The 16,329-nt window shown below is 68.9% G+C and carries 13 protein-coding genes; 6 read left to right on the forward strand and 7 right to left on the reverse strand.

Features of this window, described 5'->3' with window-relative positions; all coding sequences use genetic code 11:
* Positions 1–161: 161 nt before the first annotated feature.
* The 4 genes from AOZ06_RS45750 to AOZ06_RS45765 form a co-directional block, all read right to left on the reverse strand.
* A complete protein-coding gene (locus AOZ06_RS45750; RefSeq protein ID WP_054295088.1) occupies positions 162–1,028 on the reverse strand; it encodes a lysophospholipid acyltransferase family protein in 867 nt (288 codons plus the stop codon).
* On the reverse strand, positions 1,025–1,807 hold the full coding sequence (locus tag AOZ06_RS45755; RefSeq protein WP_054295089.1) for a GNAT family N-acetyltransferase: 783 nt from the start codon (positions 1,805–1,807) through the stop codon (positions 1,025–1,027). Before AOZ06_RS45755 ends, AOZ06_RS45750 begins: the two co-directional genes overlap by 4 nt.
* 196 nt (positions 1,808–2,003) lie before the next feature.
* Positions 2,004–2,963, reverse strand: coding sequence for an electron transfer flavoprotein subunit alpha/FixB family protein (locus tag AOZ06_RS45760; RefSeq protein ID WP_054295090.1), 960 nt, complete (start codon positions 2,961–2,963; stop codon positions 2,004–2,006).
* 26 nt (positions 2,964–2,989) lie between these two features.
* Positions 2,990–3,775 (reverse strand): electron transfer flavoprotein subunit beta/FixA family protein, encoded by a 786-nt coding sequence (locus tag AOZ06_RS45765; protein WP_054295091.1) that lies wholly within the window; start codon positions 3,773–3,775, stop codon positions 2,990–2,992.
* 269 nt (positions 3,776–4,044) lie between these two features.
* Here AOZ06_RS45765 and AOZ06_RS45770 point away from each other — a divergent pair, with 269 nt between their 5' ends.
* The 5 genes from AOZ06_RS45770 (at position 4,045) to AOZ06_RS45790 (ending at position 11,183) form a co-directional block, all read left to right on the forward strand.
* Complete coding sequence (locus AOZ06_RS45770; protein ID WP_054295092.1) at positions 4,045–4,887, forward strand: DegV family protein; 843 nt, start codon at positions 4,045–4,047, stop codon at positions 4,885–4,887.
* Between the two features lie 342 nt (positions 4,888–5,229).
* Entirely contained in the window at positions 5,230–7,383 is a 2,154-nt protein-coding gene (locus AOZ06_RS45775) for a putative bifunctional diguanylate cyclase/phosphodiesterase (RefSeq protein ID WP_063810231.1), read from the forward strand.
* Positions 7,384–7,615: 232 nt separating this feature from the next.
* On the forward strand, positions 7,616–8,380 hold the full coding sequence (locus tag AOZ06_RS45780) for a class I SAM-dependent methyltransferase (protein ID WP_054295094.1): 765 nt from the start codon (positions 7,616–7,618) through the stop codon (positions 8,378–8,380).
* Complete coding sequence (locus AOZ06_RS45785; RefSeq protein WP_054295095.1) at positions 8,377–9,894, forward strand: 1,4-alpha-glucan branching protein domain-containing protein; 1,518 nt, start codon at positions 8,377–8,379, stop codon at positions 9,892–9,894. The genes AOZ06_RS45780 and AOZ06_RS45785 overlap by 4 nt, the downstream gene beginning before the upstream one ends.
* 38 nt (positions 9,895–9,932) lie before the next feature.
* Positions 9,933–11,183, forward strand: a complete 1,251-nt coding sequence (locus AOZ06_RS45790) for a glycosyltransferase family 4 protein (protein WP_054295096.1) — start codon at positions 9,933–9,935, stop codon at positions 11,181–11,183.
* A gap of 29 nt (positions 11,184–11,212) precedes the next feature.
* Here the strand turns inward: AOZ06_RS45790 and AOZ06_RS45795 are convergent, their stop codons facing one another.
* Genes AOZ06_RS45795 through AOZ06_RS45805 form a run of 3 tightly spaced genes read right to left on the reverse strand, consistent with a single transcriptional unit; the run spans position 11,213 to position 15,487 of the window.
* Positions 11,213–11,968 carry an acyltransferase gene (locus AOZ06_RS45795; RefSeq protein WP_054295097.1) on the reverse strand — a complete coding sequence of 252 codons (756 nt, stop codon included), beginning with the start codon at positions 11,966–11,968 and terminating at the stop codon, positions 11,213–11,215.
* 59 nt (positions 11,969–12,027) lie between these two features.
* Positions 12,028–14,484, reverse strand: coding sequence for an FxSxx-COOH system tetratricopeptide repeat protein (gene fxsT / locus AOZ06_RS45800; protein WP_157233606.1), 2,457 nt, complete (start codon positions 14,482–14,484; stop codon positions 12,028–12,030).
* A gap of 46 nt (positions 14,485–14,530) precedes the next feature.
* Complete coding sequence (locus tag AOZ06_RS45805) at positions 14,531–15,487, reverse strand: effector-associated domain 2-containing protein (protein WP_054295099.1); 957 nt, start codon at positions 15,485–15,487, stop codon at positions 14,531–14,533.
* Between the two features lie 111 nt (positions 15,488–15,598).
* Here AOZ06_RS45805 and AOZ06_RS45810 point away from each other — a divergent pair, with 111 nt between their 5' ends.
* Positions 15,599–16,267: a Crp/Fnr family transcriptional regulator gene (locus AOZ06_RS45810; RefSeq protein ID WP_054295100.1), complete on the forward strand. Its 669-nt coding sequence runs from the start codon at positions 15,599–15,601 to the stop codon at positions 16,265–16,267.
* The last annotated feature ends 62 nt before the right edge of the window (positions 16,268–16,329 follow it).

Consider the following 16,329-nt stretch of genomic DNA (forward strand, 5'->3'; position numbering starts at 1 on the left):
ACAGCACGGTATTCGCCCGCCCACAGCGATGTCTTCGGCTCGGCCGGTGCCTCGGTCATGGTCACGCGATCGAGTCTGCAACTTCAAGCACACTGGAAGTCAAGCAACACCTCGTGAGTGGTAAGTCCGGTTCTAACCGGACCAACCACTCACGAGGTGGTTCAGGCGACTGCGAGTTTGGGGTGTTCGAACTCCGGCAGCGTCTGCGTGCGGTTGAGGGTGTCGCGGACCGCCGTCTGCGTCATCTCGGCGAGTTCCTTGCGGTTGGCGGCTTTGCTCGGCTCGATCGGGTCGAGCACGTGCACCTCCATCACGAGGCCCCTGGTCCGTGCGGTGCGGCGCAGCGACGTGACGAGCGTCTCGTCGCCGATGAACGCCGGCGCCGTGGTGTCGCGGCCGTCGGCCAGCCGGTAGCGCAGCACGAACGGGATCACCGGCACGTCCGCGTCGATCGCCGCCTGGAACATCGCGGGACGGAACCGGCCGCTGGCCAGCCCGCACCAGGTCGTCCCCTCGGGTGAGACGTTCACCAGCGAACCACCGCGCATGGCCTTCATCAGCTCGTCCACCGCGCTCGGCAGCGACCGCAGGTTCTCCCTGTCCAGGTAGACCGTCCGGGCCGCACCGGCGAGCTTGCCGATGATCGGCCAGGTCGCCACCTCTTTCTTCGCCTGCGCGCGCATCGGCTGCACGGCGTTGACGGCGACGATGTCCAGCCACGAGATGTGGTTGGACGCGACCAGCGCGCCACGTTCGGCGTCCGCGTACTCGCGCAGCACCTTCGCGCCGTGCACCTCGATGCGCACGCCGAACGACCGCGCGATCCGGCGGAACCACCAGCGGACCGCGCCTTCCCTGCGCCGCTTGGACAACATCGGCATCATGATCGCCACGAACGGGCCGGTCAGCAGGATCACGACCGCGGTGACCAGGCGCCAGACCCGGTGGGGCCCGCTGACGGTCGGTGTCCTGCCCGCCATGCAACTGGAGCCGCACGGCGACTCCGGCTGCCAGAGGTGTCCCCTCATCCTTGCTCCCCCAGGAAGAACTTCACGTACCGCGGGTCGACCTTGGCGATGTCCAGCAGCACGAACAGGTCGGCCACGTTGAAGTCGCGGTCGTGCGCGGGCGGGCCGCAGACCCACGCGCCCAGCCGCAGGTACCCCTTGAGCAGCGGCGGAACCATGGTGCGGGCTGCCGGGCGGATCCCGTCCGGCTGCCACGGGCGCAGCGGGCGCACGCGGTACTCAGGCGGCGACATGTGGTTGTCGCGGACCATGTTCCACACCGCTGCGGCGAGGCTCCCTCCGTCCACGAGCGGCACCGAGGCGCAACCCGCGAGCATGGTGCGCCCGGTGAGCAGCATGTACCTGGCGATGCCCGCCCACATCAGGCTGACGACCGAACCGGATCGGTGGTCCGGGTGCACGCAGGACCGGCCGGTCTCCACGATGCCCGGCAGCAGCGACCGGACTCCGCCGAGGTCGAACTCGGTCTCCGAGTACAGCCTGCCCGCGGCGGCCACCCGGTCCGGCGGGAGGAACCGGTAGGTGCTGACGATCTCGCCCGTGCGGTCCTCGCGCACCACGAGGTGGTCGCAGTGCTCGTCGAACTCGTCGATGTCGAGCCCGGTGTCCGCGGAGACGAGGCTCGCGCCCATCTCCTCGGCGAACACCTGGTAGCGGAGCCGCTGAGCTGCGACGACTTCCTCGGAGTCGCGAGCGAGCAGCAGCGAGTAACGAGGGGTGTCCTCGGGCAGATCAGTTCCGGCCTGTGCAGTACTGACAAGCACCTGCGCCTGAGTCATGGAATCGTTCTACTCGCGGGAGATGACCTTCGACAAGCCGACTTTCTGACTCATCAGTGGAAAATGGGTGAATACCCTGAGACGGGGTCACCCCATAGGACGACGGCGTCGGGAAGATCACTTACGGCGAGGGCCGGGGAATAAAACAGCCCCTGCGGAGCAACGCTCCACAGGGGCCTGAGCTGGGTGATCTTGATCAGCCCTTGCGCTTGCCGACCTCGTCGGTCAGCTGCGGCGCGACCTGGAAAAGGTCGCCGACGACACCGAAGTCGGCGATTTCGAAGATCGGCGCCTCGCCGTCCTTGTTGACCGCGATGATCGTCTTCGACGTCTGCATTCCGGCGCGGTGCTGGATCGCGCCGGAGATTCCGAGCGCGATGTACAGCTGCGGCGAAACGGTCTTGCCGGTCTGCCCGACCTGGAACTGGTGCGGGTAGTAGCCGGAGTCGACCGCGGCACGAGAGGCACCCACGGCGCCGCCCAGCGCGTCCGCGAGCGCCTCGACGACGTTGAAGTTCTCCGCGCTGGCCACACCGCGGCCACCGGACACGACCACGGACGCCTCGGTCAGCTCTGGGCGGTCGCCGCCGACCACCGGCTCGGTGCCGGTGATCCTGGTGGCCTTGGCCGCGTCGACGGCCGGTACGTCGACCGCCGTCTCGGCCGCGCCGCCGTCGGCCTGCTCGGGCTCGACACTGCCCGCGCGCACCGAGATGACCGGAACACCCTTGCCGGACTTGGCCTTCGCCGTGTACGCGCCACCGAAGACCGAGTGCGTGGTGGTGCCGTCGGCGTCGATGTCGACCGCGTCGTAGAGCAGGCCGGAGCCGATCCGGATCGCCAGGCGGCCGGACACCTCCTTGCCCTCCGCGCTCGCCGGTACGAGCACCGCGGCCGGGGACGCCTGCTCCACGAGGGAAGCGAGCACGTCGACCTTGGGCGTCACGAGGTAGCCCGCGGCGTCGTCGGACTCCGCGACGTAGACCTTGGCCGCTCCGTACGCGCCGAGCGCGTCCTTGACCTTGCCCGCGGTCCCCGGTGCGCCGACCACGACGGCCGACGGCTCACCGAGCCTGCGGGCCAGCGTGAGCAGCTCGTACGTGACCTTCTTGACCTCGCCGTCGAGTTCGTCGACGAGGACCAGAACCTCTGCCATGACTTAGTTCTCCTCCTCGACGGGTCTCAGATGAGTTTCTGCGACACGAGGTACTCGGCGATCTTGCTGCCGCCGTCGCCCTCGTCGGTGATCTGCTGACCGGCCGCGCGCGGCGGCTTCGGCGAGGACTCGAGCACGGTCGTGGCCGCGTTGGCCAGGCCGACCTCGCCCGCGTCGATGCCGAGGTCGGCGATCGTGAGCGTGGTGACCGGCTTCTTCTTGGCGGCCATGATGCCCTTGAAGGACGGGTAGCGCGGGTCGTTGATCTTCTCGCCGACGCTGATCACCGCGGGCAGGCTCGCTTCGAGGAACGTGCGGCCGGTGTCGGTCTCCCGCTCCACCTTCACGCTGCTGCCGTCGATCTCGACCTTGCGGGCGTGGGTGAGCTGGGGAAGGCCGAGCAGTTCGGCGAGCATCGCCGGGATCGCGCCGCCGACGCCGTCGGTCGACTCGTTGCCCGCGATGACCAGGTCGAATCCCTCGACCGTGCCGATCGCCTTGGCGAGCACCTTGGCGGTCTGGATGATGTCGGCGCCGTGCAGCGACTCGTCGCTGACGTGCACCGCCTTGTCAGCGCCCATCGAGAGGGCTTTGCGGATCGCGTCGGTGGCCCGCTCGGGCCCGACGGTCAGCACCGTCACCTCGCCGCCCTGCGCCTCTTTGATCTGCAGGGCCTCTTCCACGGCGCGCTCGTTGATCTCGTCGAGCACGGCGTCCGCCGACGCACGGTCCAAAGTGTGGTCAGCGCTCGCGAGCTTGCGCTCCGAGTAGGTGTCAGGCACCTGCTTGACCAGGACAACGATGTTTGGCATGGGTCTTCTTCGACCTCCCGGTACTACACACGTCTGCTGTTGTCTCGAGGCCTTGCTTCTCGTGGGTAGACCTTCCCACGCCGACCACTGACGGGCGCGGTGGCCTGCACCACGTCCGCTATGTTACCGGCCGGTAGCATCTTCGCCCGGTATGCCCCGCGTGACGGTACTCACCCGGGTCCCTGACGTGCGCGGGAATCGGTTGGCCAGGCCAAATGGATCAACGCCGTTTGCGTCCATCCGGGTGATGGCGATTAATCTGCCTTCCTATGCACGGCCGCGTAGCTGTAGTCACCGACTCCACCGCCTGCCTCCCGGCGGACCTCGCCAGGCAGTGGGGCGTGTCCGTCGCCCAGATCCAGATCAGGATCGGCGACCAGGTCGCCGAGGAGCACCAGGTGCCGACCGAGCACCTGATCTCGGCGATGCGCAACCGCACGCCGGTGACCACCGCGCCGCCCGAACCGGGCACGTTCTACCGGCTCTACCAGCAGGTGGCCCAGAACGCGGACGCGATCGTGTCCGTGCACGTGTCGTCGAGGCTCTCCGAGACGTGCAAGGCGGCCAGCCGGGCCGCGGGGCAGATGCGGATCCCCGTCCACATCGTGGACTCCGCCACGTGCGGCATGAGCCTCGGTTACGCCGTGCTGGCAGCGGCACGGGTAGCGGGCGCGGGCGGCAACCCGCGCCGGGTCATCGACGCGGCGGTCAAGCGCTGCCGCGCCAGCTCCGAGCTGATCTACGTGGACACGCTGGACTACCTGCGCCGCGGCGGGAAGATCGGCGCGGCTGCCGCGCTGGTGGGCAACGCGCTGTCGCTCAAGCCCGTACTGACCGTCCAGGAGGGCCAGATCGCCCCTCAGGACAAGGGTTTCGGCTCGGACCGGGCACTGCGCAAGATGGTCGAGACCGCGGTGTCGCGCGCGGGCCACGGCATGGTCGACATCGCCGTCGAGCACTTCGGCAACATGGGCCGGGCCACCACGATCCTGGAAGAGCTCAAACCGCGCCTCGACCACGTGCGCGACGCCGTGATCACCGAGGTGTCCTCGTCCATCGGTGTCCACGTGGGACCGGGCGCTGTCGGCATCACGGTATCCCGGGCTGAATAGCCCGTCAGCGGGTTTCACGATGACGGACAGTGACCATCGACGTGGGCCAAGGTGCTCCCGACGGCCCAGTTCCGGCCCGCCGATCGCCCGATGGCGTCATGTCGCAGTTCCTACCAAACAGAAGGATCTTGCCTGCTCATTGCCGTGATCAGGCGCGATGCCACCAACGCCGGACGAACCGGGCCCGGAATCCTATTCACCCGATCGAGCGAAGCCGGTTGGCACGTGGCCGATCAAGCGCGACAGTCGGTACGCTCTCGCCACGGAGTCGCTCCATACTCCGGGAATCCCGGCAGACAGAATTCCGGCACACAGAATCCCGGCACACACTGGGCAGAGGAAATGACCTCACCGCTCCATGACAGCTCGCGTACGCCCGTCGGTCACGCTCGCACCGCTGCCGACAACGCAAGGGCGCGCGAGAAGGTGGCGCGCAAGTGGGCGTACCTGCTCAGCTCGAGCACTTATCTGCCGTACTCACAACAGGAAGTCGACCAGGCGATGCGCGAGCTGGTCGACGTCGTGTTCGACACCGCGACCAAAGAGCCGTTCAACGCCGACCAGGTGACCGGCGTGGGGACCCGGTTGGTCGACATGCGCTGCACCGGCCCGACAAGCATGCGTAGAACCATTGACGTGCTTGGCAAAGCGCTGATGACCGAGCAGGAGTTGTACCGGCTCGACGACAAGCGCGCGGAACGCGCGATCGCGCTGCTCGGCGTGATCGCGTCGGACTACCTCGAAGCCACGCGGCAGTTCATCTTCGGCCAGCAGGAGGACATCAAGGAAGCGCTCGTCCGCGCGGGCGCGGAGGCCCAGCGCAGGATGCGCGCGACCGAGGCCCGGTTCGACGCCGTCTTCACGTCCTCGCCGAGCGGCGTCGTGCTCGCCGCCCTCGACGGCACGATCTCGCGCGTCAACCCGTCGCTGCAGACCATGCTCGACCGCGAGGACTTCACCGGCCTGACGCTGTTCGACCTGGTCGACGAGGACGAAGCGCCGTTCCTCAAAGCGGCGTGCCAGGACCTGGCCGACGGCTGGGCGGAGCGGCTGCACCAGCAGCGCAAGCTGATCCGCCCGGACGGCGAGGCGGTGCGCGCGGGCATGTCGATCTCGGTGCTGCGCGACGACGGCACGACGGCCAGCCACCTCCTGGTCACGGTGGACGACCAGACCGAGATGTCGCTGCTGCAGGGGCAGCTCAGCCACCAGTCGCTGCACGACGTGCTGACCGGGCTGCCCAACCGGCAGTACTTCTCCACGAGGCTGGAAAGCGTTCTGCGGCAAGCGGATCCGGCCGTCGGCGCGACCCTGTACCACCTGGACCTCGACGCGTTCTCGATGATCACCGACGGGCTCGGCCGCGCGGTCGGCGACCGCGTGCTGATGAACGTCGCCCAGCGGCTGAAGGCGGTCGTGGCGGGCGAGAACGCGATGGTCGCCCGGTTCGACGGCGACGAGTTCGCGATCATCGTGCAGAACACCGACACGACACCGGACGTGATCAGCATGATCACGTCCATCAACGAGGAACTGGCCGAGCCGGTCTACTTCGACGGCCTCGGTGTCGCCGCGTCGGCGAGCATCGGCGTGGTGCACAAGCCACCCGCGGACGCGGACGTGACCGAACTGCTGCGGACCGCCGACATGACGCTGCGGCGCGCGAAAGCCAACGGCAGGCGCCAATGGGGCCTGTTCGACCCGGCGGAGGACACGCGCGACCGCTCGTGGTTCAGCCTGGCCGCGCAGATGCCCGGCGCCCTGGAAATGGGCGACATCAAGGTGGTCTGCCGACCGCTCGTGCAACTGATGGGCAACCGGACCATCGGTTTCGAGGCGCAGCTGCGCTGGGACCACGAGACCGGGGACCCCGAGACGATCTCGCACACGCTGTGCCTGGAACTGGCCGAGCAGACCGGGCTGGTCGTGCCGCTGCGCGACACCCTGCTCGAAGACGCGAGCACACAGGTGCACTGGTGGAACGACGAACACGGCACCTCGCTGCCGCTGGCGGTGTCGCTGACGGCCAACCAGGCCTGCGATCCGGATCTGGTCGGCGCGGTGCTGATGCGGCTGTCGCAGACGGGGCTGGACACGTCGCTGCTGCGGCTCGGCATGCCGGTGTCGGTGCTGATCGCCGACCGTGGCGAGGCCGTGGACAACTTCCGCATGCTGGCCGAGAACGGCGTCGTGACCGAGATCCACGAGTTCGGGAGCGCCGCGGGCGACATCGAGTGCCTCGAAGAACTGCCTGCCACGTCCGTGCGGATCGCGCCGCGGCTGGTGCACAGGCTGCGCGCGGGCAAGTCGGCCCTGATCGGCCGGACGCTCAAGGACCTGATCGAGGTCGCCAAGCTGGCCGGGGCGACGGTCGTCGTCGACGACATCGAGACCGCGGACGAGATGACGTGGTGGCGCTCGGCGGGCGTCCACTTCGGCATGGGCCGGTACTTCGAGCCCGGCCCGGCCGACCTGCACGACTTCGGCACCGTGTGACACGTCGCCACCGACATCCCGATCTGCTCGCCCGCGCGCCGGACAATGAGATTCCTGTGGCGGTGGTTACACCCGGCGACGACCCGCACAAACTCCCGCCGGTCGCAGGCGAGTACGCAGGGACTGCTGCACGTGGTCACCGGCGGTCTGGCGCCCGCCGCGGTCGGCAGTGTCATCGCCAAGGTCGCACGCCAGCCGCGCCAGACTGCTTACTGACCGGTAGCCTGCCGGGGTGACGGCTGATCCTGCTGCCCCCGACTCCTCTGGGCTGCCGCTGACCGGTGAACGCACCGTGCCCGGCATACCCGAGGAGAACTACTGGTTCCGGCGCCATGAGGCCGCGTACCTCATGCTGGCGCCGTACTGCCGGGATGCTGTGGTTCTCGAGGCCGGGTGTGGCGAAGGTTACGGCGCGGACCTGCTGGCCGGCAGTGCGCGGGCAGTCGTCGGGCTCGACTACGACGAGCTGACCACGCGGCACGTGGCTCGCAAGTACCCTCGGGTGCACGTGCTGCGCGGCAATCTCGTGATGCTGCCGTTCGCTGACTCGTCCGTCGATGTCGTGGTGAATCTGCAGGTCATCGAGCATCTTTGGGAGCAGGAACGGTTTCTTTCCGAGTGCCTGCGGGTGCTGCGGCCCGGCGGCAGGCTGTTGGTCACCACGCCGAACCGGATCACGTTCTCGCCCGGCCGGGACACCCCGCTCAACCCGTTCCACACCCGTGAGCTCAGCGGCGCCGAGCTGACCGAGCTGCTGACCGGGGCCGGTTTCCGGGTCGAGGTCATGGCCGGGTTGCGGCACGGGCCCGCTCTGCTCGGCGCCGATGCCCGGTTCGGGTCGGTCATCCAGGCGCAGATGGACGTCGCGGTGTCCGCTGGGCCGTGGCCCGCCGAGCTGCTCGCGTGCGTGGAAGCGGTCAGCAGTGCGGACTTCGAGATCTCCGAGTCCGATGTGGACTCCAGTCTCGATCTGGTCGGGGTGGCGGTCAAGCCTTGAGCGAGCCGATCGGAACGTTCTGCCTCGTCCTGCACAGCCACCTGCCCTGGCTGGCCCACCACGGTTCGTGGCCGGTCGGCGAGGAGTGGCTCTACCAGGCGTGGGCGAACTCGTACCTGCCCGTTGTCGAGTTGCTGCAACGGTTCGCCGACGAGGGCGTAGAGGACGTGCTGACGCTGGGCGTCACCCCGGTGCTCGCCGCCCAGTTGGACGATCCGTACTGCCTGCGTGGTTTGCATGACTGGCTGGGCAACTGGCAGCTGCGGGCGCGGTATGCCGCTGTGCGCTGGCGTCAGGACGACCCGCTGCTCAAGGACTTGGCCGCGAGTGAGCACCGCGCGTCGGAGCAGGCGCTGACCGCGTTCGAAACCCAGTGGCGGCACGGTTTTTCGCCGGTGCTGCGGCGTTTCGTGGACGCGGGCACGATCGAGCTGCTCGGCGGTCCGGCGACGCACCCGTTCCAGCCGCTGCTCGACCCGCGGATCCGGGACTACGCCTTACGCCTAGGCCTGACCGACACCAGGATCAGGATCGGGCGGCAGCCGGAAGGCATCTGGGCGCCCGAATGTGGTTACGCGCCAGGCATGGAATCGACCTACGCCGCTGCGGGCGTGCAGCGTTTCCTTGTCGACGGCCCGTCTTTGCGCGGTGACACGGCCGCCGCGCGCACGGTCGGCGACTCCGACGTGGTCTGCTTCGGCCGTGATCTCGAAGTCACGTACCGGGTCTGGTCGCCCAGAGCCGGGTATCCCGGTCACGCGGACTACCGCGACTTCCACACCTACGACCACCCGTCCGGGCTCAAACCGTCGCGGGTGACGGGCAAGCACATCGAGCCGTGGGACAAGGCCCCGTACGACCCGCAGCGCGCGGCCGTCGCCATCGAGGCGCACGCGGACGACTTCGTGGACACAGTGGTCCGCAGGTTGCGCGGGCTGCCGGAGAATTCCCTTGTCGTAGCGGCATATGACACCGAGCTTTTCGGACATTGGTGGCACGAGGGGCCGGCGTGGCTCGAGGCCGTGCTGCGCAAGCTGCCGGACGCGGGCGTCCGGGTGACGACGTTGAAGGGCGCGCTGGACGCGGGCCACCTCGGCACGCGGGTGGATCTGCCCGCGTCCTCGTGGGGCTCGGGCAAGGACTGGCGGGTCTGGGACGGCGAGCAGGTCGCCGACCTGGTCGCCGCGGGCGCCGACCTGCAGCGCGACCTGCTGTCGGTGATGGGCACCTTCACCACGACCGCACGGGACGCCGCGGCGGATCAGCTGGTCAGGGAGGCCCTGCTGGCGCTGTCGAGCGACTGGGCGTTCATGGTGACCAAGGATTCCGCGGCGGACTACGCCCGGCGCCGCGCCAAGGTGCACACCGAGCGGTTCGGTGAACTGGCCGGGCTGCTCCGGCTCGGGCACGCCGACCGCGCGCTTGCCAGAGCGAGCGAGCTCAGTGCGGAGGATTACCTGTTCGGCCATCTGGATGCCCGTAAACTACCAAGCGGATGTTTGGCATACCCGTAGTTGGCTCCGCCGCACGAGACTGCGAGGATCAAGCCCTTATGCGCGTGTTGATGTTGTCTTGGGAGTACCCGCCGGTGGTCGTCGGCGGACTGGGCAGACACGTGTACGCGCTGGCCAAGCACATGTCCGAGGCCGGGCACGAGGTCGTCGTGCTGTGCCGCGAGCAGGCGGGCACCGACGTGATCACGCACCCGACGACCGACGAGATGATCGGGGGCGTGCGGGTGATCCGGGTCGCCGAAGACCCGCCGCACCTGGTGTTCGAGCGCGACCTGGTGGCGTGGACGCTCGCGATGGGGCACGCCATGGTCCGCGCGGGCCTCGCGCTGCTCAAGAACTGGCAGCCGGACGTCATCCACGCCCACGACTGGCTGGTCACGCACCCGGCCGTGGCGCTGGCCGAGGAAACCGGCAAACCGCTCGTCGCCACGATCCACGCGACCGAGGCCGGACGGCACAGCGGCTGGTTGTCCCAGCCACTGAATCAGCAGGTCCACTCGGTGGAATGGTGGCTGGCCAACCGGGCCGACGCGCTGGTGACGTGTTCCTCGGCGATGCGTGCCGAGGTGGCCCACCTGTTCGAGGTCGACCCGGCGGACATCACGGTGATCCACAACGGGATCGAACCGCGCTCCTGGCGCGTGCCCGCGGCGACCGTGCGCGCCACGCACGAGCAGTACAACCCCGGTGGCGGCCCCATGCTGCTGTTCTTCGGGCGGCTGGAGTGGGAGAAGGGCGTACAGGACCTGGTCGCAGCGCTGCCCCGGATCCGTCGCTCACACCCCGGTACACGGCTCGTCATCGCCGGGAAGGGCCGTCACGCCGCCGAGCTCGTCAAGGACGCCCGCAAGGCGCGTGTACTGCGTTCCGTCGACTTCGTCGGGCACCTGACCGACCGTGAACTCGTCGCGGCGCTCGCGGCTGCGGACGTGGTTGTCCTGCCCAGTCGCTATGAGCCGTTCGGGATCGTCGCGTTGGAGGCAGCCGCTGCCGGGGCGCCCCTGGTTGCCTCGACAGCGGGCGGTCTCGGCGAAGTCGTGGTCCACGACGAAACCGGGCTGTCGTTCGCTCCTGGCGACGTCGAGGGCATCGCGGCGTCGGTCCGTGCGGTGCTGGACGACCCGGCAGCCGCCAAGCGCCGGACGCGCGCCGCCAAGGCGCGGCTCACGAGCGACTTCGACTGGGCCACGATCGCGTCGGCGACCGTGCAGGTCTACCGCGGCGCGCGGGTGGCGACCCACGGGCCGCTGGGCCGCCCGAAGATCGCCACCGGCAACGCGTTCACCTAGCGACTCCCCCGTGCGACACGAGAGTGGAGTCAGGAGTCCTTGAGGATTCGCTGGACGGCTTCGCGGGCCTTGCGGTCCATGTCCGCGATGGCCGCGCGGCGCTCGGCCTTGGCCTCGTAGTCCGCGAGCCGGTCGCGGACGACCTTCGCGGGCGTGCCCACCGCGATCGCGTAGTCCGGGATCTGGCCGCGCACCACCGAGTGGGCGCCGAGCACGCAGCCGCGGCCGATCCGGGTGCCCTTCAGCACGGACACCTTCGTGCCGATCCACGTGTCCGGGCCGATCCGGACCGGTGACTTCACGATCCCCTGGTCCTTGATGGGGAGGTGGATGTCCTCGACGACGTGGTCGAAGTCGCAGATGTACACCCAGTCGGCGACCAGCGACGCGTCACCGAACTCGATGTCGAGGTAGCAGTTGACCACGTTGGCGCGGCCGAACACGGCCTTGTCGCCGATCCGCAGCGACCCCTCGTGGCAGCGGATGGCGTTGCCGTCGCCGATGTGCACCCAGCGGCCGATCTCCATCCGGCCGTAGCCGGGGCGGCAGTGGATCTCCACGTTCTTGCCGAGGAACACCATGCCGCGCAGGATGATGTGCGGGTTGAGCAGCCGGAACTTCAACAGCCGGTAGTAGCGGACCAGGTACCAGGGCGTGTAGGCCCGATTGCGCACGACCCAGCGCAACGAGTCCACGGTGAGGAACCTGGCCTGCTGCGGGTCGCGTCGCACGCGCCACCAACCGCGTGCCCGCGCGGCCAACGGCGAACCCCACATCGAAGTCATGCCTGACAACGTAGATGACCATCCCGCCGGTCACCCCACGGCCCTGTCGCCGAAGTCACTCAGATGATGTCCACTGTGCAGAAGATCCGGAGGTTCTCCGCCGCGCCCTTCGTCGCCGGGTGCGCGGAGCCCAGGGTCCTGCGCAGGTTCGCCACGCTCCTGCGCTGCAGCTCGGCCGATTCGTCCAGCTGGCCGAGGCCGCGCAGGTGCAGTGCGAGGTTCGTGGCGACGGCGTCGATGTGCGGGTGGTCGACGGGCAGGACCCGCCGCGACCGTTCCAGGGTGTCCCGGCCGAGGTCCCGTGCTGCCGCGTACTGCCCGGCCCTGGCCAGGTCGTTGGCCAGGTTGGCCGCGCACACCAGGCTGAACGGGTGGTCGTCGCCGAGCGCCGAGCGCATCCGGTTCATCGCCTTCTCGTTCAGTCCGCGCGCGGTGGACAGTTCGCCGAGGACGTGCAGGGTCACGGCCACGTTCGTGGCCGCGGCGAGCGTGAACGGGTGGTACTGGCCCCACGCCCGCTGTCCCAGCTGGTGGACGTGCAGGCCCAGCCTGCGGGCTTCCTCGAGCATGCCGAGCGCGCGCAGGGTCACGGCGAGGTTCATGGCCGCGGCGATGGCCTCCGGACCGTCCTCGCCGTACCGCCCGGTCAGGCCGTCCAGCGCGACTTGGCCGAGCGGCAACGCGTTCGCCGCGTCACCGGCCAGCCGCCGCGCGATGGCGAGGGTTTGGGTGGCGTGCAACGTCATCGGGTCAGTGAGGCCGGTGTGCTCGCGGGCGCGGAGGACCACGTCTTCCTGGATCTGGCAGGCTTCCAGCCAGCTGCCGCAGGCGATCAGGTCGAGGGCCAGACTGTTCAAAGAGCACAGTGTGGCGCTGTGGTTCTCGCCGAGGACAACGGATTTGCGGTGTGCCGTCCGCTCGTCGAGGTCGCGCGCGGTCTCGAAGCAACCGGAGAACCGCAGAGCGGTGGCGTACGTTCCCGCCGCCTCCAGAGTGTCCGGGTCGTCCTCGCCGAACCTGCCGCGTGTGCGCTGGTACGCGTCCTTGCCCCACGCCAGCGCGGACGCGAATTGCCCTGCGGCACAGAGGTCTTCGGCCAGCGACCGGATGGACAGCACGGTGTCCTCGTTGTCGGCACCGAGGTGTTCACGGGCACGCGCCACAGCGGACTCGCCGATCCTCGCGGCCTCTTCGGGCTGACCGGCCTGACTCGTCGTCCTTGCCAGCCAACGGGATGCGACCAACGCGTCCCTTGTGCTCCCCCGCCAGCGGTCCACCGCGCCCGCGGCCATCGCCCGCGCGTCGTCCGGATCGCCCCAGGTGGAGAGGAAAGCGATGGTGTTGGTGGTGAGCCCGCGGATCCGCGGATCGGCCGACGCGATCGCGTCGCTGGCCAGCACGTGCGGCAGCAGATCGGCGTACCTGGACCAGTTGCCCGCTTCGGCCGGGTCGTTGGGGTCCGCGTTCGCCAGCACCAGCTGGGCGTCCAGGCGCAGGTCCTCGGCCTGCCGCGGCCGGTGCGTCAGCTGGAAGGTGTCGTTGCGGTGATCCACTTTGGCCAGGCCGGCCGCGGTGAGCTGGCGGATCGCCCGGCCGAGCAGGACCGGGTCGCGCAGCGCCGTCGCCGCGAAACCCGGCAGCGACGGCAGGTCCGGCGCACCGGCGAACAGGCCGCGGGAGATCGGCCCGTCGGCGAAGAACGCGCAGATCCGGACCAGGTCCGTGATCTGCTCCGGGTCCGGCTGGCTGCGCGGCCACGGCACATCGACAGCGTTGCGAGCCGGTGCGTGCGCGGTCACGATGACCTGCCCCGGCCCGGCGGGGAAGAACGGGCGGACGTCGTCGACCCGGTCCGCGTTGTCGAAGATCAGCAGGCTGTCGCGGGCACGCAACGCGTCGAGGACAGCGGGGACGGCCGCCCGCGCACTGGGCCCGACCGGAAGCTTGAGCCGGCCAGCCAGCCTGACCAGCGCGATCCGGACCAGCGCCGGATGCGCCGACGGGATCCACCAGACCACTTCGTGCGCCGACCCCCGTCTGTGGGCGTACTCGGCGGCCAGCTCGGACTTGCCCGCGCCTGTCAGCACGGCCGTCCCATGCTCCTCCACCGCTGTCAGCAGCGACTCCGGCGCCGAAAACCCCGCGGCGCGCGGCGGCACATCGCCCCATACGACCGGTTGCTCGGTCCGCACGGCACCGCGTTGACGCGGCACGTCACCGCTGAGCATCTGACGCGCCCACGAGACCGCGCGGGACCTGGGTTCCAGTTCGCTCAGGACCCGCAGGAACGTCGGCAGCGCGCCCGGGTGCTGGTCGCACGCCAGCAGGATGCTGTAGATGTGTTGCCGGGTCGATGGGAAATGCCTGACCTGCAACGGCAGGCCGAGGTACTGCCCGACCAGGTCGAGGCACAGCCCCCGGCCGACCGGGTCACGCAGGATCTGCACCTGTTCGAGGGTTTCCACCACCGCATGCCAGACATCCCGCCGTCGTCCCAGGCCAGCCAACGGCCGCACGGTCTCACCTCCGTGTCGTGTCCAGCACGCCCGATTTGGGAATAGCTCAGTCGACCGAATCCGACAACAGCAGCCGCTTGATACCCTCCAATCGGCGTACTCCCCTGGAGTCGCCGTCAAGTTGGCGCACCGCCTCGATCAAGTCGAACAACCCTTGCTCGTACAGCAGGCACGTCCGCACGAGCGCGAAGACGTGCAACCTGGTGGCGGCGTGGTACGGCACGGCGTTGGCGATGTGCGGCGGCAGCAAGTCGATCAGCATCGTCCGGCCCGCGACCTCGCGGACGAACGGGAGTTCGAGCAACGCGTCGACGATGTCCGACAGCGGCGTCACCTGGATGCGTGGCTGCTCGGTCGTCGGCGAACGCGGCTGGGCCACGGGCTGTGCGAACGATTGGGCGAACGACTGGGCGAACGGCTGGGCCGGTCGTGTGGCGGCGTCCGGCAGGCGCAGCCACGCCACCGCCTGCGTCTGCTTCACCGAGACCGCGATCCGCTGGTACGAAGCCGGATCCGCGGCGGGGTCCTGTTCGATCACCTCGTGGTAGAAGTCGTCCGACGCGATCAGCGCCAGCATGCCGCCGCTGTCGGCGAGCGCGGACTTGGCCTGGCCGGCGTCCAGGAGCCGGAACGTCAGGTTCACCGCGTGGCTGACGACTCCCTCGGAATTCGCGTGGACCTCGCCGTGGTGCATTGCGACCCGCAATTGAACTCGTGCCTCGACCGCGTGAACCGCGTTGTACCGGCGCAACGCGGAGAGCAATCGCGAGTGCCACTGGTCGACGAGCCACGCCTTGGGGAACTCCGCGGGGATGAGGATCATCACACCGTCGCCGCGGTCCTCGTGGTACAGGGCTTTCCACAGGATCCCGGCCGCGTCGAACGCCTCTCTGAGCATGTCGTACATGCCTTCGTGCACTGTCCGCAGGTGCAGGAGGGTCCGTCGGGGGTCGGTGAAGGCCGCGACGTCGACAGCGACGATCGCCCGGTGTTCTGTGGTCACGACGGATCACTCCCCATAATCGCCGTCCCCAAGCCGGTGGTGGGTTCACCATAGCTGGCAACCAGGTGAGAATTGTTGTGTTCCACGTCGTTTACTTGGCAACCTGAACTCGTGGACCCAAGCCCGGACAGTTTCTGGGGGCGTCTGGCGACCGCGGAACGCCACGCGCTCGAGGAGATCTCCGCCCGGCGCTCGTACGCCCCGAATGAGTACCTGTGCCACGAGGGCGACCAGTCCAAGCACGCGTTCGTCCTGATCTCCGGGCACGTCCAGGTGATCTACTACACCGAGGACGGGCGCGAACTGGTGGTCGCGCTGCGCACGGCGGGAGACATCCTCGGCGAGATAGCGGCGTTGCACGGACTGCCGCGCACGGCCACACTGCGAGCGCTGGACAAGGTCGAGGCGATCACCGTACCCAGCAACAGGTTCACCCATCTGTGTCAGACACAGGCGAAACTGACCTGGGCGCTGCTGGGCGTGCAGTACTCGCGGTTCGGCCGGACGAACGGCCGCCACGCCGAATACGGCGGTGGCAGCGCGAGCCAGCGCGTGTACACCCAGCTCACCCAGATGGCGGTTGAACAGGACAAGGGCGACGGCGAGCCGATCGAAATCAAAGCCGGGATGACGCAGCAGCAACTCGCCGACAGCGCGGCCACGTCCCGCGAGTCGTACGCCAGGGCGCTGCGCGTGCTGCGCGACATGGGCATCATCACCACCGGCCGCGGCTGGATCCGCGTGCACAACCTGGCCGACCTGCGCAGAATGGCTCGTTGACTCTGTGTCAGTTGACACAGAGAAATCGCGCCACTCCGGGTTTCATTTCATTACGAGACCCG

This window comes from Kibdelosporangium phytohabitans (assembly GCF_001302585.1).
Classification (GTDB): Bacteria; Actinomycetota; Actinomycetes; order Mycobacteriales; family Pseudonocardiaceae; genus Kibdelosporangium; species Kibdelosporangium phytohabitans.